We start from the raw sequence: 19,842 nt of genomic DNA, 5'->3' as shown, positions 1-19,842 counted from the left end.
CGCTCCGCTAGGCGGCCTGCTCCGCCCCCTCCTCGACGACCCGTCCGTCCCGGACCTCGATCACCCGGTCGGCGAGCCCCATCAGCGTCGGGTCGTGGGTGGCGACCAGCACCGTGACGCCCTCGCTGCGCACCACCGCGCGCAGCAGCTCCATGATCGCGCGACCGGTCTCCGAGTCCAGCTGCCCGGTCGGCTCGTCGGCGATGATGAGGCTGGGCTCGTTGGCCAGTGCGCGGGCGATGGCGACGCGCTGCTGCTGGCCGCCGGAGAGTTCGCCGGGGCGCTGGTTGGCGTGGTCGGCCAGGCCGACCAGGGCGAGCAGGGTGTGCGCACGCTCCTCGCGCTCGGCGGCGGGGGTCTTGCGCAGCCGCATGGGCACACCGACGTTCTCGGCGGCGGTGAGCATCGGTATCAGCCCGAAGGACTGGAAGATGAAGCCGATCCGCTCCCGCCGCAGGGCGAGCCGGCCGTCCTCGTCCAGCCCGGCGAGGTCGATGCCGTCCAGCGCGATGCTGCCGCCGGTCGGTGTGTCCAGGCCGCCGACCAGGTTGAGCAGGGTGGTCTTGCCGGAGCCCGACCGGCCCTTGAGCGCGGTGAGTTCGCCGCGGCCGACGGTGAACGAGACGCCCCGCAGGGCGTGCACGGCCCGCTCGCCGGTGCCGAAGCTCCGGCGGAGGTCGGTCACGGCCACCATCGGCTGGGTGGCGGTGTCGGCGGTGGCGGCCTGATGGTGCGTCATGCGGCGTCCCCCTGTGGGCGTGGCGGCCCGGTCGCGTCCGGGTCCCGTCCGGTTCTACGGATATGGCTGTTTCCGGCGTTCACGTTCCGGGCGGCGAATCCGGGAAGCCGGTGTCCCGGGCCGAAGAGCGCGCCGAGGCCGGATTTGTGAAGTGTGCATGGCATTCAACCGGGGGTATCCCCGGCCGGGATGCTACCAATGAACGGAATTTGCTCACTTCAAACTTGATTCGCGCAAGTCCTTCCGTTCCTGGATCGAATCTGACAGCATCGTCCGCTATCCGGCGACCCATTGCCGGTGGTCAATGCGCCGGTGTGCTCGTGAAGTGTCCATCTGTGGCCGATTTGTACTCGGACCGGATCGATGGGCGGAGCCCGGAGGTGCAACCGGGGATGTGAATCCGGGGGAGGAACTTGATGCTCGGCTTCGTCGTGCGCCGACTGCGCGGGCGACTGCCGTTGGCTGCCGCCGTCCTGCTGGCGGTGCTGATCACCACGTCCGTGCTGACCGCCTTGGTGGCCTTCAACAGCAGCGTCGGTGAGGCAGGCCTGCGGCAGGCGCTCCAGGGGTCCGGTCACGCCCGGACGACCGTGGCGGTCACCGGTGAGCACGGCCTGGACCAGCGGGCGAAGGACGAGGCGGCGCTCGCCGCCTACCGGCAGAAGCTCTTCGGTGACCTGCCCGTGCACACCGACAGCGTGACGCGCAGCCGGTCCTACGGCCTGCCGGGCTCCGGCACCGCGGCGAACAGCAACCCGGCGAACGGCACCGCGTCCGGCAGCCCCGCGTCCGGCGCCCCCGGCGCCCAGCTCGACCTCACGGTCCTCGCCGACCTCGACCGCGGCCGGGTCCAACTGCTGGCCGGCACCTGGCCGGGCGCCGCCACCGGCCCGGTCCGGTCCGCCGCGCCGGAGGTCGCCGTCCCACAGAGCCTGCTGCACCGGTTCGGCCTGGCCGAGCAGGCCCTGCCCGCCGAGGTCCGGCTCGTCGACCGGGCCGACAGCACGCCGCTGACCGTCCGGGTCACCGGCGTCTACCGGGCCACCGACCCGACCGCCCCGTACTGGCGGATCGACCCGGTCGGCGGCCACGAGATCGAGGTCGGCGGCTTCACCACCTACGGTCCGATGATGGTCGATCAGAGCGCCTTCACCACGGCCGGCTTGGTCCAGAGCGGCCGCAGCTGGTCGCTGGACGCCGACTTCTCCGGCATCGACCGGGCCGCCGCGCAGGCCCTCGGCGACCGCGCCCAGAGCCTCGGCGGGGAGCTGCGGACCACCGCCTCCCTCGGCGCGAAGACCGAACTTCCCGACATCATGCACGAGTTGTCCGACAGCATGGTGGTCGCCCGGTCCACCCTGCTGATCGGCGCCCTCCAACTGGCGGTGCTGGCCGCGGCGGCCCTGCTGCTGGTCGTCCACCTGATCTCCGCGCGGCAGGAGTCCGAGAACGAGGTGCTCGCCGCGCGCGGCGCCTCGGCCCTGAGGCTCGGCTCCTTCACCGCCCTGGAGTCGCTGCTGCTGGCCCTGCCCGCGGCCGCGTTCGCGCCGCTGCTCACCCCGGCCCTGGTCCGCGCGCTGGGCGGCCTCGGCAGCTCCCACCAGGTCGCCCTGGACACCGGCATCAGCTGGTCGCTCTGGCCGGTGGCCGCGGCCTGCGCGTTCGCCTGCATCCTGCTGGCCACCGTGCCCAGCGTGGTGCGTGGCGTCGGTGCCGCCCTGCGCCGCCGGGCCGGCCGCCGTCAGGCCGTGGTCTCCGGCGTCGCCCGCAACGGCGGCGACCTCGCCGTGCTGGCCCTGGCCGTGCTCGCCTACCAGCAGCTCGACCAGTACGGCGGCGGGCTGTCCGCCGACTCCAGCGGCCGGCTCGACGTGGACCTGCTGCTGGTCGCCACCCCGACGCTCGCCCTGTGCGCCGGCACCCTCGTGGTGCTGCGGCTGCTCCCGTTCGTCGCCCGGTTCGGCGCCCGCGCGGCGGCCCGGGGCAAGGGCCTCGGCCCCGCCATGGTCGGCTGGCAGCTGGCCCGCCGGCCCGGCCGCGCCACCGGCCCCGTCCTGCTGCTCGTGATGGCCGTGGCCACCGGCGTGCTGGCGCTCGGTCAGCACGCCACCTGGACCGCCTCCCAGCGCGACCAGGCGGTCTTCGCCACGTCGGGCGGACTGCGCATCTCCGGCTCGCACAACGCCCAGATGGGCCAGGGCGGCCGCTACGGCAGCCTGCCCGGCGGCGACCGGCTGGTCCCGGTGGTGCGCGACGAGCAGCCGATGCAGGGCGGCGCCGGCGAGCTGCTGGCCGTGGACTCCGCGGCCTTCGCCGCACGCGTCCCGCTCCGCTCCGACCTGCTCGACGGCCACAGCGGCACGGAGGTCTTCGGCGCGCTCGCCACTCCCACCCCCGCCTCCGCCATCCCGCTGCCCGGCCACCCGCTGCGGATCGACGCCGACATCGCGGTGAACCAGCCGGACCTGGGGCCCTCCTGGTCCGGCAGCCCGGTCCACCCTGAGGTCCGGCTGCTGCTGCGCGACCGTTTCGGCCTGGTCCACAAGGTCCCGTTCGGCGAGCTCCCGCTGAACGGCCAGGTCCGCGCCTCGATCCCGCTCGGCGCGCTGGTCGACGCCCCGGTGGGCTCGGTCGCCGCCCCGCTGACCGTGGTCGGCGCGACCGTCGGCTTCGGCGACCGCAGCACGGGCGAGGTCGCCGTACGGAACCTGGCCGTCTCGGAGACGACCGACGGACCGTCGACCGCCGTCCCGGTGCCGGCCGGTACCGGGTGGAATCTCAAGCCCCCGGCGCCCCGCCCCGGCGTCAACAGCTCCCCGAAGGCCGAGCTCGCCTCCGAAGCGGCCACCGCCGACAGCCTGTTCACGGTCCGCTACCAGTCCGGCCGCGGCATCGGCGACTCCGTGCGCGCCGTGCTGAGCCCGGCCGGGGCCGCCCTGCCCGCCGCCCTCAACGGCGTCGCCACCCGTGACTACCTGAAGGCCCTCGGGGCCTCGGTCGGCGACACCCTCCAGGTCCCGTTCAGCGGGGTCGTCGTCCCGGTCAAGGTGACCGGCGCCGTCGAGGCCGTGCCGGTGGCCGGCCGCCGGGCGCTGGTGCTGGACCTCGACTCGGTCGCCCGGACGCTGTCCGCCCAGGACCGCAACCTGCCGACCCGCACCGAGTGGTGGCTGCCCGCCGCCGGGCCGGGCGACCGCGCCCCGGCCGAGGCCGCCGCCGCCCTGCGCGGCGCCCCCGGCAGCCAGGACCTCGCGCTCTACGACGAGGTCTCCGAGGGTCTCCTCGGCGACCCGGTCGGCGCCGCGCCGCAGAGCGCGCTGATGGCCATCGCGATCGCCACCGCCGTGCTCGCCGCGATCGGCTTCGCCGCCGCCGTGGCCGGCTCCGCCCACGAGCGCTCCCGCGACTCCGCGCTGCTGCTCGCCCTGGGGGCCCCGCGCAAGCAGGTCGCCCGCACCGCCGCCATCGAGAACGCGGTGCTGGTCGGCCTCGGCGGCATCGTCGGACTCGCCCTGGGCGCCCTGCTCGTCCGGCTGATCGTGCCCTTCGTGGTGCTGACCCCGGCCGCCCGCCGCCCGGTGCCCGAGGCCGTGGTCGAGCTGCCGTACGGTCAGGCGCTGCTGTTCGCGGCCGCGATCGCCGTCGTCCCGCTGCTGTCGGCCTTCCTGATCGGGCGCCGGCGTCGAGACGTGGCCGCCCGGCTGCGCCACGTGGAGGAGATGTGACCCCCAAGGCCGGCACCACCGTGCCCACCCCCGCGCCGGAGCCCGCGCCCGCGCGGGCTCCCCGGCCCGCGCCCTGGGTCCGCACCCGGCTGCGCGCGATGCCGCTGGCCGCGCTGCTCACCGCGGCCCTCGCCTTCGTCACCGTCTTCCTGGCGGCCGCGTTCCCGCGCCTCGCGGACCGGGGCGCGGACACCGCGCTCCAGCAGTTCACGCGCAGCCTGGGCGCCAACGTGACCAACCTGGAAGTCACCTCGGGCACGGCCCCCGGCGACACCGCCACCGAGCTGGAGACCCTGCAGCAGAAGCTCGACGCCCAGATCGGACAGCGGTTGCCGCTGAGCCCGGTCGGCCGGGTCTTCGGCACCCGGGTGAAGAACGAACGCTCGATCTTCAACCCCGGGTACACCCGGTTCTCCCCGAACGCCAGCCCGATGCTCGGCCTGTTCTACCTGCACGGCCTCACCGACCGGGTGACCCTGACCGCGGGCACCTGGCCGGGCCCCGCCCCGGCCGACGGCCCGCTGCCGATCGTGCTGAGCCAGCAGGCCGCCGAGGCCATCGGCATCAAGATCGGCGACGTCATCGAGAGCGGCACCGACGGACCCGTCCCGCTGCGCAGCACCGTGACCGGCCTCTACCGGGTCAACGACCCCCAGGACCCGTTCTGGGAGGGGCTCGGCTGCCCGGCCAGGGCCTGCCTGGGCCTCAAGGGCGACGAAGCGTGGTACTGGACCAGCGGCTTCGTCGACGGCGGCAGCCTGACCGCGCTGAGCCGCTGGGGTTCGGTCGGCCAGAACTTCTGGCGGCTGCCCGTCGACGCCGGCTCGCTGCGCGCCGACCAGCTCGACCGGACCCGTCAGGCCATCGGCTCGTACACGGCCGGCCCCGGCATGACCAGCCTGATCGACACCACCCTCCGGGCCGACCTGCACGCCACCTCGCTGATGCCGGACGTCCTCTCCCGGGCCACCGACCGCTACCAGGCCGCGGCCCCGCTGGGCGCCATCGGGCCGGCCGGCGTCGCCGGCGTCGCGGTCGTGGTGCTCTGTCTGGCCGCGGCGCTCAGCACCGACCGGCGCACCGCCGAGCTCCGGCTGCTCCAGGCCCGCGGCGGCTCGCGCAGCGGAGTGCTGCTGCGGCTGCTCGGCGAGGGCACGGTGACCGTCCTGCCCGCCGCCGTGCTCGGGACCGTCCTCGCGCTGGTGCTGCTGCCGACCCCGCGGTGGGTCGACCCGGTGCTGGTGGCGCTCGCCGTGACCCTGCTCGCGATCCTGGCCTTCCCGGCCCGGGCCGCGCTGCTCTGGCGCCGCCCGCGGGCGGCCGGCGGCCGGCGCCGAGTTGTCGGCGAGCTCGCCGTGCTCGCCGTCACCGCCGCGGCCGTGGCCGAGGTCCGCCGTCGCGGTGTCGGTCACCCGGGCGGCGGGGTGGACCCGCTGCTGGTGGCCGCCCCGCTGCTGCTCGCCGTCTCCGGCGGCCTGCTGCTGGCCCGGATCGAGCCGGTCGTGGTCGGCTGGCTGGCCGCACTCGCCGCCCGCGGCCGCGGACTGGTCGGATTCCTCGGCCTGGTCCGGGCCGCCCGCGACGACTCGGGCCGGCGCCGGCCCTCCGTACTGCCCCTGCTCGCCCTGCTGATCGCCGTCACCGCCACCGGGTTCGGCGCCACCGTGCTCGACACGGTGGACCACTCCCGGACGCGTGCCGGGCGGATCGCCACCGGCGGCGACGTGTCCGTCGGCATCCCGGTCTACGCCAACCTGCCGGAGGCCTTCACCAAGGAGGCCGGCGAACTGCCCGGCGTCCGCGCCGCCACCGGCGCCTGGATCGAGGAGCGGGCCACCTTCATCGGCGGCGACCGGGACACCACCGACGCCATCCTGGTGGTGGTCGAGCCCGGCGCCTACGCGGAGATCTCCCGCACCGTCGGGGTCGGCGGGTACGACCCGGCCAAGCTGGCCGCCGCCCCGGGCGGCAAGGACTCCCCGGTACCCGCGCTGTTCAGCCAGGACCTGGCCAAACGCCTGACGGGGGGCGCGCCGCAGGTGCGCACGCCCAGCGGCAGCCAGATGACCACCTCCGTCGCCGGGATCGTCACCGCCACCCCCGCCCTGCCGGACCCCGGCAAGCCCTTCGTCGTGGTGCCGGCCGGCCCCGCCACCGAGCACCTGCCGGAGCTCAAGCGGGCGACCAGGGTGAACAAGTGGTTCGCCGTCGGCGACGTCGACCCGGACCGGGTGCGCGCCCTGCTGCGGGAGCGCGGCATCGGCAGCAGCACCCAGGTGTCGGGCATCGCCAAGCTGATCAACGACGAGGCCACGGCGGCGGGAAGGACCAGCTCCGGCCTGCCCCCCGGCTACGTGGTGCACAGCAGCCGGGAGAAGACCGCCGCGCTGGCCGACGACCCGGTGCAGCTCGCCGCCGGACGGCTGTTCTGGTACGCGGGCCTCGCCGCCGCCGGGTTCGCCCTGCTGGCCGTGCTGCTGACGCTGCTGCGGGCCGCACCGGACCGTACGGCGGTGCTCGCCCGGCTGCGCACCATGGGCCTGCGACCCCGGCAGGGCCTGGCGCTGATCATCGCCGAGGCGCTGCCGCAGACCCTGGCGGCGGCCGTCGGCGGCGGCCTGATCGCCGTCGCGGCGGTCGCCCTGCTCGGGGGCGCCTTCGACCTCTCGGCGCTGGTCGGCGCCACGGTCGGCGAGACCCTGACTCCGGCGCTGCTGCCGGTGCTGCTGCCCACCGCCGGACTGACCCTGGTGGTCTGCCTCGGGGTGGTGCTGGAGACGCTGGTCGCCGGCCGGCGCCAGATCGCCTCCGAACTGCGGGCGGGGGAGCGGCAGTGAGGCCGGGAGCGGCGGTGAGGCCGGGAACGGCGGCGCGGTCGGGAGCGGCCGTGGCCGGCGGCGTGGCGGGAAGGCCGCGACCGGTGGCCGGGAGCGGTGCACGGGCCGTGACGGCGGCGCCGGCCGCCCGGGTAGTGGAGAACGGTGCGATGAAGCGGACAGTCGAGACAGGAGACGAGCGGTGATGAGCACTCCCCAGGAGCGGACGGTCGCCGAGACCCCCAGCCTCCAGGAGCTCCAGCAGCGGGCCCTGGCCGCCGCCGCGCCCAAGGCGCACGGCGAGGGCGCGGCCATCGTCTGCGACCGGCTGGTGCGGATCTTCAGCGCGGAGGGGGTCGAGGTCCAGGCGCTCCAGGGCCTGGAACTGACCATCCGGCAGGGCGACCTGGTCGCCCTGGTCGGCGCCTCGGGCAGCGGCAAGTCCACCCTGCTGACCATCCTCGCCGGCTTGGACGTGCCGACCGCCGGCACCGCCACGGTGGCCGGCTGCGACCTGCTGGAGATGTCCGTCAAGGAGCGGCTGCGCTACCGGCGAGAGGTGGTCGGCTTCATCTGGCAGCAGACCGCCCGCAACCTGCTGCCCTTCCTCACCGCCGCCGAGAACATCGCCCTGCCGATGCAGCTGCGCGGCCGCCGGTCTGGCGCCGGCGGGGCCAGGCAGCAGGCGGCCCGGGTCGCGGAGCTGCTGGAGGCGCTGGAGATCGGGGACCTCGCCCACCGCAGGCCCAACGAACTCTCCGGCGGCCAGCAGCAGCGGGTCGCGATCGCGGTGGCGATGGCCAACAACCCGCCGGTGCTGCTCGCCGACGAGCCCACCGGCGAGCTGGACTCGGAGACCGCGGGGGTGATCTTCGAGTCCTTCCGCACCGTCAACCGGGAACTCGGCGCCACCGTCGTGATCGTCACCCACGACCCGATGGTCGCGGGCGAGGTCCGCCGCACGGTCGCGATCCGGGACGGGCGGACCGCCAGCGAGGTGCTGCGCCGCACGGTGACGGACGAGCACGGCGAGGAGTCGGTGAACGAGCGCGAGTACGTGATGCTGGACCGCAGCGGCCGGGTGCAGCTGCCGGTCAAGTTCCTGGAGTCGCTCGGCATGGAGCACCGGGTGGCCGTGGACCTCGCGGCCGACCACATCGAGGTCCGGCCGGACGACCTCGCCGGACACTGAGCCGTACGGCGGGGTGCCCGGGGACGGGTCTCCGGGAGACGCGCTGCCCGGGAGGTGCGGTGTCCGGGAGGCGGTGGCCGCCGCCTCCCGGGGCGGTCAGCCGTCGCCGCCCATCCGTTGGAAGAGGCCGCTGCCCTCGGCGTCCGTACGGAGGTCGGGCGGTGCCTCCTGCGCGGCGCGCTCGCCGCGGGAGGTGGCGGTGCAGAGCGCGAAGACGATCAGGGCACTGGCCGCCACGGCGAGGATGCCCAGTGCGGTCAGGACGCGGAGCCAGGTCAAGGAGTGCCTCCCGGGGGATGGTGCGGCCCACACCGACGTGCGCGACGCTCGCCGGGGAGGTATCGGCAGGTCGGGCCGCACGGTCGAGTGCCCACGGACGGTTCTTCCCGCCGGGTGGCGCACGAGAGGCCGCACACGTGGGCGCTCGATGCACTCGCAGGGCGCGTCACGCCATGTCGCGCGCCCCAGTGGTGGCGGCCGCCCGTCCCGTCCCGCCGTCCACCTGCGCCCGCAGGGCGCCGAGGTCCGGCTTCCCGAGGCCGTTCAGCGGGATCGCGGGCAGCAGCAGGAGCGTGTCCGGGGTGCTCCGGCCGAAGCCGTGCGCCCGCCCCCACCGGTGCAGCTGCTCGGCCGTCAGCCGCGAGCCGGGCGCGAGCGCGACGGCGGCGTGCACCCGCTCCAGGCGGTCCGGGTCGGTGGTCGTGAACATCACCGCCTCCCGGACCTCGGGGTGGGCGCGCAGCGGCTCCTCGATCTCGCGGGGGAAGACGTGGCGCCCCTCGACGATCGCCATCGGGTCGCGCCGCCCGGCCACCGTCAGATAGCCGGCCGCGTCCAGGCTGCCCAGGTCGCCGGTGTGCAGCCAGCCGTCCCTGAGCACCCGCTCGGTCAGCTCCGGGTCGCGCCAGTAGCCGGCCATCGCGGTCGGCGTCCGCACGCAGATCTCCCCGGTGCGGTCCGGCGGCAGCTCGACGCCGTCCTCGTCCAGGATGCGCAGCCCGGTGTCCGGGTACGGGCGGCCGGCGGTGGTCAGCAGACGCGGTGCCAGGTGCTCGTCCGGGCTCAGCCGGGTGACCGGCCCGCACTCCGTCAGGCTGTAGGTCTGGTGCAGCACCCGGCCCAGCCGCCGGGTCGCCTCGGCCAGGCGCCGCGGCGCGGGCGCGCAGCCGGTGTAGCCGACCCGGCGCAGGCTCCCCGTGTCGGTCGTGGGCAGCAGCGGGTGGTCCAGCAGCCGGTACAGCAGGTGCGGCGGCAGGAACATCCGGGACACCCGGTGCCGCTCCACCGCGGCCAGCACGGCCCCGGCGTCGAACCCGTCCTGCATCACCACGGTGCCGCCCGAGGCCAGCGCCAGGTCCGCGGTGGTGCCGCCGCCGTGGCAGAGCGGGGTGCACAGCAGGAACACCGAGCCGGACAGCAGCCGCGGGCGCGGCGGGCGCGCGAAGCGGCGCAGCACCCCCTTCGGGCGCCCGGTGGTGCCGCCGGTGAACTTCACCGCCATCACGTCCTCGGGCCGGTAACGGGGTTCCAGCGGGGCGGGGGAGCAGGCCGCGGCGAGGTCCAGCAGGTCCGTGCCGAGCCCGAGCGGCGAGGGCCCCAGGGCGAGCAGGGCGGCCGAGGGCACGGCCCGCGCGATCCCGTCGGCCGCCGCCGCGCACCGGACCGGGTCGAAGACCAGTGCGGAGGTTCCGACGAACTCCGCCTGCGCCACCTGCTCCGCGACCGGCCAGTCCGGGAACGGCATCGCGACCCGGCAACCCAGCAGGTTCGCGGCCAGCCGCACCAGCAGCGCCTCCGGCCGGTTCCCGGCCAGCACCGTCACGCCGTCCCCGCGCCCGAGCCCGGCCCGCTCCAGGGCCCGGGCGGCGCGGTGCACCAGGTCCAGGCAGCGCTGCGCGCTCCACGCCTCGTCCCCGTACCGGATCGCCACCCGGCCGGGATCGCCCGCGAGCCCGTCCAGCACCAGTGCGGTGTACGTCGGAGCCGCCTCGGCCATGGCCCCTCCTCCTGTATGACGGGGCGTCAGCCTAGTGGATGGCCGGTCCCACGGATGCACTGCGGCGACCGGGGCCCCACCGGCACCGGCGGGCGCGCGCGGGCGGGGGTCAGCGGTGTCGGCGGTTGTTGTTAGGGTTCCCGGTCGGACGTGAAAAGGGGCTCGGGCTGGTGGGCGGCGGGGTGGATGCGGTCGTGGTGCCGCGCGGCGTGGTCGATCTGCGGGGCGAGGACGGGGCGGGGTTCGTCACCGTCTACCCGGCCGACGCCGTCGTGGTGGTGTCCGGGCTGCCCGGGGCCGGGAAGAGCACGCTGCTGCGGCGCTGGTCCGGGGCGGCCGTCCGGGCCGTGGACCCGCGGACGGTGCACGAGGCCTGCGAGGCCGTGATGCCCGCCGCCCTGCCGTACGCGGTGTACCGGCCCTGGGCCCGGCTGGAGCACTTCCGGCTGCTGCGCTCCTCGGTGCGCGGCGGCGGTCCGCTGCTGGTGCACGACTGCGGCAGTCGCGCCTGGATGCGGCGCTGGCTCGCCCGGGAGGCGAGCCGACGGGGCCGCGAACTGCACCTGGTGCTGCTCGACGTCGGCGCCGCCACCGCGCTGGACGGCCAGCAGGCCCGCGGCCGGCACGCCTCCACCCGGGTCTTCGCCCGCCACCGCCGGGGCCTGGAGCGGCTGCTGGCCGCCTTCACCCGTCACGTGCGCTCCGGCGGCCCGATGCCGACGCCCGAGGCCTCGTCCGTGCTGCTGCTGGACGCCGTCTCCCGCTCCCGCGCCGAGGCGGTGCGCTTCGGGCCCACCGGCTGACCACCGGCCACGGGCGGGGCCGCCACGGGCGAGAACCGGCCTACCCGGGGTCCATGATCGCCGGTTGGTCCCGCGGCGGCGCCCGGCACTGCCAGACTGGGGCCGGCAGAGTTCGACACCGAGAGAGGCCACACCCCGCATGTCCAGCAGCGCCGTCGTCGAGAATCCGTGGTTCCGCAGGTTCAACCCGTCCGACTCCGCGCCCGCCCGGATCGTGATCTTCCCGCACGCGGGCGGCTCGGCCAGCTACTACCTGGAGTACGCCAACGCGTTGGCGCCGCACGCCGACGTGCTCGCGGTCCAGTACCCGGGCCGGCAGAACCGCATCTCCGAGCCGACGATCCGCTCGGTGGCCGGGCTCGCCGAGGAACTCGCCCGGGAACTGCGGGAGTGGGCGGACCGGCCGCTCGCCTTCTTCGGGCACAGCATGGGCGCGGCCGTGGCCTTCGAGACCGCCCGCTGCTTCGAGCGTGACGGTGTGAAGGGCCCCGACCGGCTGTTCGTCTCGGCCTGCCGCGCGCCCCTGCTGGCCCGGACGAGCAGGATCCACCAGCTCCCGGACGACGAACTGCTCGCCGAGATCTCCGCGCTCGGCGGCACGGACGAGCGGGTCCTCGCCATCCCCGCCCTGCGGGAGCTGATCCTGCCGAGCCTGCGGGCCGACTACACGGCGATCGAGACCTACCACAGCTCCCCGGAGGCGACCGTGTCGCTGCCGATCACCGCCCTGGCCGGGGATTCCGACCCGAACGCCGACGTCGACCAGGTCGGCGAGTGGGAGCGGCACACCACCGGCGCCTTCGACCTGCGGGTCTTTCCCGGCGGGCACTTCTACCTGGCCGACCGGACCGCGGACGTGGTGGAGGTGCTCACCGCGCACCTGCGCGGCTGAGCCGGTCCGGGCGGGCACACCCGGGGCGCTCGGGCGGCGGTGGCAGCGGCAGCCGGCGGTGCGGATCGGACATCGCTCCGGCTCCCGCGCCGGACATTGCTCCGGACATCGCTCCGACTTTCGAACCGGTGTGCCCGTACCGGTGACCGGAGCGTGCCCGCTCGACTACTGTGCCTGCTTGACGGGCCATCAGTGGATCACCGGGAGGAAACCGTGCGCCGGATCGCCGTTGTCGGAGCGGGCCAGGCAGGCCTCCAGCTCGCGCTCGGGCTGGTGGCGGACGGGTACCGGGTGACGCTGGTCGCCGAGCGCACCCCGGATCAGCTGCGCGGCGGCCGGGTGCTGTCCACCCAGGCGATGTTCGGCCCGGCGCTGCGGATCGAGGCGGCGGCCGGGCTGGACCTCTGGGCCGAGCAGGCGCCGGCCGTCTCCTCGGTGCAGGCCGTGCTGGCGGCGCCCCCCGGCGTGCGGGCGCTGGAGTACACCATGACGCTGGACGAACCCGCCCAGTCGGTGGACCAGCGGCTCAAGCTGGCCGCCTGGCTGGAACTGCTGGCCGAACGCGGCGGCGAGATCGAGTACCGCACGCTGGACCGCGCCGGACTGCAGGAACTGGCCCTGCGGCACGAGCTGACCGTGGTCGCGGCCGGGCGCGGCGCCCTGTCCGGGATCTTCGAGCGCGACGCCGCCCGCTCGCCCTTCGACCGGCCGCAGCGGGCACTGTCCTGCCTGTACGCCCACGGCGTCGGCTCGCCGGACCCGGCCGCCGGACCGAGGGCCCGGATGAACGCCCTGCCCGGCCTCGGGGAGCTGTACCTGCAGCCGGCGCTGACCCTCTCCGGCCCCTGCGACATCCTGCTCTGGGAGGCGCTGCCCGGCAGCCCGCTGGACGCCTTCGGCGACGCCCCGCCGCCGGACGTCCAACTGGCCCGGATCCGCGAGCTGTTGAGCGAGTACCTGCCCTGGGAGGCGGAACTCTGGACGGAGGCCGAGCCGACCGACGCGGGGGCCGGACTGTTCGGTGCGGTCACCCCGGTGGTCCGCCACCCGGTCGCCGAACTCGGCTCGGGCGTCGACGCCGTCCACGTGCTCGGCCTCGGCGACGCGGTGGTGGTCACCGACCCGATCACCGGACAGGGCGCCAACAACGCCGCCCGCGCGGCCGAGGCCTACCGCCAGGCCGTCGTCGAGCACGGCGACGCCCCGTACACCGCCGACTGGATGTGCCGCACCGCCGAACGGTTCTGGCAGCAACAGGCCCGCCACAGCGTGGAGTTCACAGCCGCGATGCTGACCGTGCCGGACCACCTCCAGGACGTGTTCGCGGCCGCCGCCGAACACCCGAAAGTCGGCCGCCGGCTCGCCAACACCTACGCCGAACCCAGCGACCACGCCGCCTGGCTGGCCACCCCCGACCTGGCCGCCGCCTACCTCGCCACGCTCGGCTAGCACCGCGGATCCCCGCCTACTCCGCGCAGCGCCCGGCTCCGCCGGCGCGCCGCGCGCACGAGGCAACAGGCGAACGCCTTCCGCATCGGACGGGGACACGCGGTTGCCTCGAGGCACCGCCAGGCCGGGCCCCGCCCTGGCGGTGTGAGAAGAGGACGCCTGCCACTCCGCCGCCAACCCCACGCAGCTGCGGCCGGTCGGCGGTGTCAACTCCAGGTCCTCGGCGTCCAGGGGCCGTCCCGTCAGGTAGGAGAGCCGGGCCAGTCCGGCGTCCGGGCAGACGTCCCGGGCCGAGAGCACCTTGCCGTGGCCGGGGCGGCGGCGGGTGACGACCGCCGGCCCCGTGTGCGGCCCTTGAGCAGGTACGGCGGCAACTGGGCGGTCCCGGCGTCCCGGCACCATCACCGAGACCGGCACCGACTCTTACCGACTCGCCACCACCCGTGCCCGAGCTGAACGGCAAGCCGTCGGCTGAGTAGGTGCCCGGGACGTGCCGGCCATCGACGGCCTACTCCTCGCGCAGGAATTCTCGCAGGTCCGCGGCGACCGCCGTCATCCCTTCACCGGCCTCGATCACGGTCGTCACGGTGCAGCTCCAGTCGCCAGGGAAGAATCCGGACCGCAGGGTCCAGCACAGATACACATGACCGCCCGAGCCGAACGTCGCCGTCACGACCAGGTGATTGTTGACCCAGACCCGCTCGCCCTCCCAACCACGGAAGTCGCGCGCGAGGCTGTCGAAGAACTCGCTCATGCTGTCCCAGACGGTCACGGTCACGGTCTCAAGCCGCGCCCGCACACCGTCATCGATGGCCTCGACAGCGAAGGAGACCTCGTACTCCGCCCGGGACCAGTCGAACAACCGGATAGAGGCCGCCGGAGCACCTGGCCCCTGAACGACGAGCTCGACCTGTCCCGGAACCATCTCGATCAGACTCACCCAGCGAAGGATACGGATGCCCCAGGTCGGCGTCACCACCATTCCCAGGCACCCGAACCGTTCCTACTTCTCATCAACAGTCGGGGGCCATCAGCCGCCTGGGGCTGCCGGCTCTCATCAACAAACGCTCTTCGTTCGTTGGTTCTGGTCCAACTTCTGTGGTGTGCCTACTCCCTGTGACCGCTGATCTCGCCGGAGCGTCTCCCGAGATCGTCTGGAAACGGCCAGTGACGGCGGCGTTCGGGGTGATGGTTCTGAGCTGTGCGAGAGGTACTGCTCCGGCTGGAAGAGCTGCTCTTCCTGTCGGCTCCGGAGATCAGGGTGGTGTCGGTGCAGGACGACGGCGACGTGATCCGGGTCGGTGTCAGATCTCGGACGGCCAAGGCTCGCTGCCCGGGCTGCGGGAGCTGGTCGGGGCGGGTGCACGGCTCCTACCTGCGGTTTCCCTCCGATCTTCCCGTGGCAGGACGGCGGATGGTGCTGCGGCTGCGGGTCCGGCGGTTCACGTGCAAGGACGCTTCATGCGAGCGGCGGACGTTCGTCGAGCAGGTCACGGGCCTGACCCGCCGACACAGCCAGCGGACCGAACGAATGCGGTCGGCGCTTGCCGAGGTCGGCCTGGCGATGGCCGGCCGAGCCGGCGCCCGGCTGGCCGACGTCTTCGGGGCGAGGGCCAGCCGGAACACGGTCCTGCGACTGGTCGACGCGCTCCCGGAGCCTCAGCCGCGGACCCCGCGGGTGGTCGGCGTCGACGAGTACGCGATGCGCAAGGGACGTGTCTACGGGACCGTCCTGGTCGACGTCGAGACCCGCCGACCGGTTGACCTGCTGCCGGATCGCGAGGCGGGCACGGTCGCGGCCTGGCTGGCCGAACGCCCGGGGATCGAGGTCGTCTGCCGTGACCGTGCTCCGTTCTTCGCAGAGGGCGCCAGCATTGGGGCACCCACCGCCGTCCAGGTTGCCGACCGTTTCCACCTCTGGCGCAACCTCGGCGAAGCCGCGGAGCGGTGCATCTCCCTCCATCGTTCCTGCCTGCGCGCGACCACCGCTGATTCTGCCCCGGAGAAGGCAGAGACTCAGGCACCGGCGGACAGCGGCTCGCCATGGCCCACCGGGCACCGGTTTGCCGACCGCACCCGCGCCAAGCACGCCACCGTCCACGCGCTGCTGGCCGCCGGCCACAGCCGGCGATCGATCCAGCGCCAGCTCGGTATGACCTACCGCACCGTCCAGCGGCTGGCGGACGCTGCGAGGCCGGAAGACCTGTTCCAGGGGCAGTGGCAGAACCGCAGGACCAAGCTCGACGACTTCAAGCCGTACCTGAACGAGCGGTGGGCCGATGGCTGCACGAACGCCTGGACCCTCTGGGAAGAGATCAAGACGCACGGCTACCGCGGCGGCTACGGAGCCGTGCGCGCCTACCTCCGTCCGTTCCGCACGACCCCGACCGCACCAGCAGCCCGGCCACCGTCGCCGCGGACCGTTGCCGGGTGGATACTGACCCACCCCGACACCCTGCCGGAGAACGATCGACTCAAGCTGAAGTCAGTGCTCGCGCACTGCCCTGAACTGGACGCGCTCACCAGTCACGTCCGCGCGTTTGGGAGGATGATCACCGAGCTCCAAGGCGACCGGCTCCCGCAGTGGATCGAAGCGGTCCGCGCCGACGACCTGCCGAGTCTCCACGCCTTCGTCAACGGCCTGGAACGAGACCTTGCCGCGGTCACCGCCGGGCTGACCCTGCCCTGGAGTTCGGGCGTCGTCGAGGGCCACGTCAACCGGATCAAGATGCTGAAGCGACAGATGTATGGACGCGCCGGCTTTGCGCTCTTGAGGAAGCGAGTTCTCCTCGCGTTCTGAGCCTGAGCCGGTTGGCAACTACTCCACGAGTCCGAAGCCGTCCGGGAACGCTTCCAGGAACTCACGGCGCCTGGGATCGATCTCGGCCTCGGTCATTGCCTCGATCACCTGCTGGAACTCTGCACGCTGGGAGTTCGACAGGCGATCCACCATCGCGGCGACACCCTCCAGTGCCTTCACTGCATCGTCCTGATCCATGTGCTCATCGTCCGCGCTCTCGACGAACCAGGCGAGGTCCACGAGCGCCTCCGCCAGGGCACGGGTCAGCGACGGGTACTGCGACATGGACGATCCCCCCGAAGGTGATGGCTTCAGAACTCTCCGCGAACCCAATCACATACGGCCGACAATACTCACCGTTACCGCGCCACAGAAGTTGGACCAGAACCCGTTCGTTCTCAGGTTCTGGTCCAACATCGGTGCGCTCCTGCGGGCGCAGGCGCCCGAAGTCGAGGAGCGGTCGAGGCGGCGCAGTCCGCTGACCCTGCGGGTGCCGCGGGGAGCATTTCCGCGCCACGACGCGGTGGCGTCAGTCGTCATGGCCGGGACCGTAGGGCCCCACGCGGAGCGCTGTGCGGCCGTTCCACTCGCCGCTTCCCGGCTACTGCCTGGTGGTGGGTGAGGCATGTCCAGGAGGACCGCACCGACCCCCGGCTTCGTGCGGCCGTCGTCGACCGCCCGACCTTCAATGGCGCCGTCATCGAGACCGGCACCGGCTCCTACCGCCTCGCCGGCAGCAGAGCGCGGACCGAAGCGCCCGCCAAGGCCGGCCGACCGCCACGGACTCCGGGTCGACGACCCGCCAGCCCCCGCCCAGGCGACGGGCCGTCGGCCCAAGATGCTCCAGTAGGCTGCGCCGGCCGTGGATGCGCACGCCGAACCCGAGCAGACCCGGCCCCGACGTAACCGCTCTTCAGCTCCGGGGGCGTCATGGCCCCTTTTGCACGTTCCTTGGCCGGCTCCCACCAAGGCCCAGCATCAAGCTGCCACCCTGACCGGCGTCCGCCATTCGAGGGAGCCCGAGCCCAGCTCAGGCCGAGGCCTGGATGACGCGCCACCAGGTCGGACCCTGCAGCCATACGGCCCCACACTTCATCACTTATCGCACAAATGAAATGACAATAAGTGATTGATCGGCTATGACCTGCCGCGCTGCCGCACGGCGGAAACGGGCTTCATCCAAGCCAGGAAGTCAGGACACGTCGTGATCAGACATCACGCCCCACAACAACCGCCCTCTGAAGTGGAGGTGAGACGAGGCCAAGCCCGCAGGGGCGTCGGCGCTCGTGAGCAGTGACGGCGGGCGGGGGTGGTAGCGGGACTGTGCATGGCTCTGTCCGGCGCCGGACCAACCCCCGCGATCGCCGCACAGGTGGGGGCCACTCCGGCCACCGTCCCGGTGCAGGCACGAGGGGCTGACCCGTCGTTCACCTTCGGCTTCACCGGGACCCCGCAGACCCTCACCGTCCCCGCGAACGCGGTCGTCACCATCACCGCGTACGGAGCAGGCGGTGCCGACAACACCGGCACCGCCTGCGGCTTCACCGGGAGCGGGGGGACGGGGGCACGCGTCGTCACCACACTGCCGGCGACCGGCGCCTCGACGATCTACACCATCAATGTCGGCGGCACCGGCACCGCCGGCTGCAACGGAACCGGCACCGGCGGATACAACGGCGGCGGCGCGGGCGGCACCTCAAGCCAACCCACGGGTCAGTTCCGGAGAGGTTCCGGAGGAGGCGGGGCGTCCAGCGTCAGCACCGGCACCGACCTCCTCGTCGTCGCCGGCGGCGGCGGTGCCGACGGCGGGGCCCCCTTCGCCGGCACGGTCGCGGGGGGAGACGGGGGCACCGGCGGCACACCGGACGCCACCGCCGGCACGACCGGAGCGTCCGACAGCGGTGGTTCGCCGGGATCCGGCGGGGGAGGCGGCAGCACCAGCACCACGACGGGCGGCGCCGGCGGAGCGGCGGCCACCCCGACCGGAGGCTGCACGCCCGCCGCAGGCAGCCCAGGAAGCGGCTTCACCGGCACCACGGTCGGCACCGGCGGCGCCGGCGGCAACAACACCGGCGGCAACTGCGTAGCCGCCGGAGCCGGGGGAGGTGGAGGCGGAGGATACTTCGGCGGCGGCGGAGGCGGCTCCGCCACCCCCGGCAGCAGCGGTCTCGGCCGAGCGGGTGGTGGCGGTGGTGGCGGAGGCAGCAGCTTCGCCACTCCGACGGGCGCCGGGACGGCCTATGCGGCCTCGACGATCGGGACGGCGAACCAGAACGGTCAGGTGATCATCTCCTGCACGGTGGCCCCGTCCTTGACCATCACCAAGACCCACACCGGGAAGTTCGTCCAAGGCCGGGACGGCGAGTACACCATCACCGTCGGCAACGCCGGACCCGGGGCAACCGACGGCACCACCGTCACCGTCACCGACACCCTCCCCGCAGGGCTCAGGGCCGACAGCATCAGCGGCCCGGGCTGGACCTGCGACCGCGACACCCTCACCTGCACCCGCAGTGACGCCCTGCCCGCCGGGAGCAGCTACCCGCCCATCACGCTGCAGGTCGATGTCTCCTGCAAGGCCGACGACGAGGTCACCAACACCGCGACCGTCACCGGGGGCGGCGACACCACCATCCACACCGCCACCGATCCCACCGCGATCAAGCACCACAAGCACGACAAACACGACATGCGCTGCGACCGCCACGAACACTGGTAGGCCAACCGGCCCCGACGACCACCTCCATGCGGACCCGCCGTCCTCGCCCGGCTCAAACCGAGCTCGGCGAGGACGGCGCCTGCACTGTCGCTGACCGCCCCCTGTGGGAACGCCTCCGAGGATTCGGCTGACGGTGCCACACGACCCGTTGGGCGCTGCGAAGGCCTCAGCGGCGGTCTTCGCCGACATCGCGTGGCCATGCCTGCTGACGCGAGCGGCCACCGCGGCGAGGCCTTCCAGTCTGATACCTCCAGGCACCGCTCACTGGGTCTTCGTGGACTCCTTGCGGAGGAGTTCCTCAGCGGTGCAGGTCTGATCGAGGTCCAGGACGAGACAGACGTTGAAGCCCCGATCGTCATGCTGGACCCGGGCCTTGAGGTCGCATCGCCTCTCGCCGGTGTTCGCCGCCACGTCGAACGACTCGCCCTCGGTCGCCGACGCCGAAGCCGTGAAGCTGTGTGGCGAACCATCCTGCACCCAGAACTGCCACTTACCGGCCGTCATGCTTGTCGAGCACTTGTAGTCGGGCACCGCGTGATCGATCCCACTCGCGGTCAGGCTGTGGTCATCCGAGACGTGCATCGTGGCGCCGGCCGTGTTGCTCCAGTCCCCGACCAGCTCGGCCTGCTTGATCACGGCTGCATCGCCGCCGGCACCGGCGCAGGACGTACACGCGAGGGCAAGACACCCGAGGACCACTGCCAGCCGCCC

General features: G+C 73.7%; 14 protein-coding genes and 2 pseudogenes. 10 read left to right on the top strand and 6 right to left on the bottom strand.

The genetic code is table 11. The features are described from left to right. Window positions 1-7 precede the first annotated feature (7 nt). Entirely contained in the window at window positions 8-739 is a 732-nt protein-coding gene (locus ACGF13_RS36110) for an ABC transporter ATP-binding protein (RefSeq protein ID WP_392883484.1), read from the bottom strand. Between the two features lie 416 nt (window positions 740-1,155). On the opposite strand from ACGF13_RS36110, the gene ACGF13_RS36105 reads away from it, so the two are divergent. The 3 genes from ACGF13_RS36105 (at window position 1,156) to ACGF13_RS36095 (ending at window position 8,472) form a co-directional block, all read left to right on the top strand. Next, complete coding sequence (locus ACGF13_RS36105) at window positions 1,156-4,464, top strand: FtsX-like permease family protein (protein ID WP_392883482.1); 3,309 nt, start codon at window positions 1,156-1,158, stop codon at window positions 4,462-4,464. Beyond that, the gene (locus ACGF13_RS36100; RefSeq protein WP_392883480.1) at window positions 4,461-7,301 is read left to right on the top strand and encodes a hypothetical protein; all 2,841 of its coding nucleotides are present in this window, start codon (window positions 4,461-4,463) and stop codon (window positions 7,299-7,301) included. Before ACGF13_RS36105 ends, ACGF13_RS36100 begins: the two co-directional genes overlap by 4 nt. Before the next feature lie 184 nt (window positions 7,302-7,485). Then, window positions 7,486-8,472, top strand: coding sequence for an ABC transporter ATP-binding protein (locus ACGF13_RS36095; RefSeq protein ID WP_392883479.1), 987 nt, complete (start codon window positions 7,486-7,488; stop codon window positions 8,470-8,472). 96 nt (window positions 8,473-8,568) lie between these two features. Here ACGF13_RS36095 and ACGF13_RS36090 read toward each other — a convergent pair whose 3' ends face one another. Beyond that, entirely contained in the window at window positions 8,569-8,751 is a 183-nt protein-coding gene (locus ACGF13_RS36090; RefSeq protein ID WP_392883477.1) for a hypothetical protein, read from the bottom strand. Between the two features lie 166 nt (window positions 8,752-8,917). Further along, complete coding sequence (locus ACGF13_RS36085; RefSeq protein ID WP_392883476.1) at window positions 8,918-10,468, bottom strand: AMP-binding protein; 1,551 nt, start codon at window positions 10,466-10,468, stop codon at window positions 8,918-8,920. Window positions 10,469-10,650: 182 nt separating this feature from the next. On the opposite strand from ACGF13_RS36085, the gene ACGF13_RS36080 reads away from it, so the two are divergent. The 4 genes and pseudogenes from ACGF13_RS36080 to ACGF13_RS36065 all read left to right on the top strand — a co-directional run. Beyond that, window positions 10,651-11,271 (top strand): AAA family ATPase, encoded by a 621-nt coding sequence (locus ACGF13_RS36080; protein ID WP_392883475.1) that lies wholly within the window; start codon window positions 10,651-10,653, stop codon window positions 11,269-11,271. A gap of 139 nt (window positions 11,272-11,410) precedes the next feature. Beyond that, entirely contained in the window at window positions 11,411-12,163 is a 753-nt protein-coding gene (locus ACGF13_RS36075; RefSeq protein ID WP_392883474.1) for a thioesterase II family protein, read from the top strand. Between the two features lie 213 nt (window positions 12,164-12,376). After that, window positions 12,377-13,612, top strand: coding sequence for a styrene monooxygenase/indole monooxygenase family protein (locus ACGF13_RS36070; protein ID WP_392883473.1), 1,236 nt, complete (start codon window positions 12,377-12,379; stop codon window positions 13,610-13,612). Between the two features lie 394 nt (window positions 13,613-14,006). After that, a pseudogene (locus ACGF13_RS36065) lies at window positions 14,007-14,087 on the top strand (ATPase); the annotation flags it as partial. Between the two features lie 33 nt (window positions 14,088-14,120). Here ACGF13_RS36065 and ACGF13_RS36060 read toward each other — a convergent pair. Continuing rightward, a complete protein-coding gene (locus ACGF13_RS36060; RefSeq protein ID WP_392883472.1) occupies window positions 14,121-14,552 on the bottom strand; it encodes a DUF6228 family protein in 432 nt (143 codons plus the stop codon). 261 nt (window positions 14,553-14,813) lie between these two features. On the opposite strand from ACGF13_RS36060, the gene ACGF13_RS36055 reads away from it, so the two are divergent. Then, window positions 14,814-16,412, top strand: coding sequence for an ISL3 family transposase (locus tag ACGF13_RS36055; protein ID WP_392883471.1), 1,599 nt, complete (start codon window positions 14,814-14,816; stop codon window positions 16,410-16,412). 18 nt (window positions 16,413-16,430) lie between these two features. Here the strand turns inward: ACGF13_RS36055 and ACGF13_RS36050 are convergent, their stop codons facing one another. Continuing rightward, window positions 16,431-16,697: a hypothetical protein gene (locus ACGF13_RS36050; protein WP_392883470.1), complete on the bottom strand. Its 267-nt coding sequence runs from the start codon at window positions 16,695-16,697 to the stop codon at window positions 16,431-16,433. 357 nt (window positions 16,698-17,054) lie between these two features. Between ACGF13_RS36050 and ACGF13_RS36045 the strand changes: the two are divergent. Further along, window positions 17,055-17,174 (top strand): annotated as a pseudogene (locus tag ACGF13_RS36045) (AAA family ATPase); the annotation flags it as partial. A 565-nt stretch (window positions 17,175-17,739) separates the two neighbouring features. Next, window positions 17,740-19,131, top strand: a complete 1,392-nt coding sequence (locus tag ACGF13_RS36040; protein WP_392883468.1) for a hypothetical protein — start codon at window positions 17,740-17,742, stop codon at window positions 19,129-19,131. A 261-nt stretch (window positions 19,132-19,392) separates the two neighbouring features. Here the strand turns inward: ACGF13_RS36040 and ACGF13_RS36035 are convergent, their stop codons facing one another. Beyond that, window positions 19,393-19,767 (bottom strand): hypothetical protein, encoded by a 375-nt coding sequence (locus ACGF13_RS36035; protein WP_392883467.1) that lies wholly within the window; start codon window positions 19,765-19,767, stop codon window positions 19,393-19,395. Window positions 19,768-19,842 lie beyond the last annotated feature (75 nt).

Source organism: Kitasatospora sp. NPDC048286 (assembly GCF_043201735.1).
Classification (GTDB): domain Bacteria; phylum Actinomycetota; class Actinomycetes; order Streptomycetales; family Streptomycetaceae; genus Kitasatospora.
The sequence above is the reverse complement of the archived record's forward strand: the minus strand, read 5'-3'. Positions and strand labels throughout refer to the sequence as shown.

Excerpts from the sequence above, each read along its gene's own strand:
- ACGF13_RS36110 (WP_392883484.1), bottom strand. The coding sequence starts at position 739 with ATGACGCACCATCAGGCCGCCACCGCCGACACCGCCACCCAGCCGATG.
- ACGF13_RS36105 (WP_392883482.1), top strand. The coding sequence starts at position 1,156 with ATGCTCGGCTTCGTCGTGCGCCGACTGCGCGGGCGACTGCCGTTGGCT.
- ACGF13_RS36095 (WP_392883479.1), top strand. The coding sequence starts at position 7,486 with ATGAGCACTCCCCAGGAGCGGACGGTCGCCGAGACCCCCAGCCTCCAG.
- ACGF13_RS36085 (WP_392883476.1), bottom strand. The coding sequence starts at position 10,468 with ATGGCCGAGGCGGCTCCGACGTACACCGCACTGGTGCTGGACGGGCTC.
- ACGF13_RS36075 (WP_392883474.1), top strand. The coding sequence starts at position 11,411 with ATGTCCAGCAGCGCCGTCGTCGAGAATCCGTGGTTCCGCAGGTTCAAC.
- ACGF13_RS36050 (WP_392883470.1), bottom strand. The coding sequence starts at position 16,697 with ATGTCGCAGTACCCGTCGCTGACCCGTGCCCTGGCGGAGGCGCTCGTG.
- ACGF13_RS36040 (WP_392883468.1), top strand. The coding sequence starts at position 17,740 with ATGGCTCTGTCCGGCGCCGGACCAACCCCCGCGATCGCCGCACAGGTG.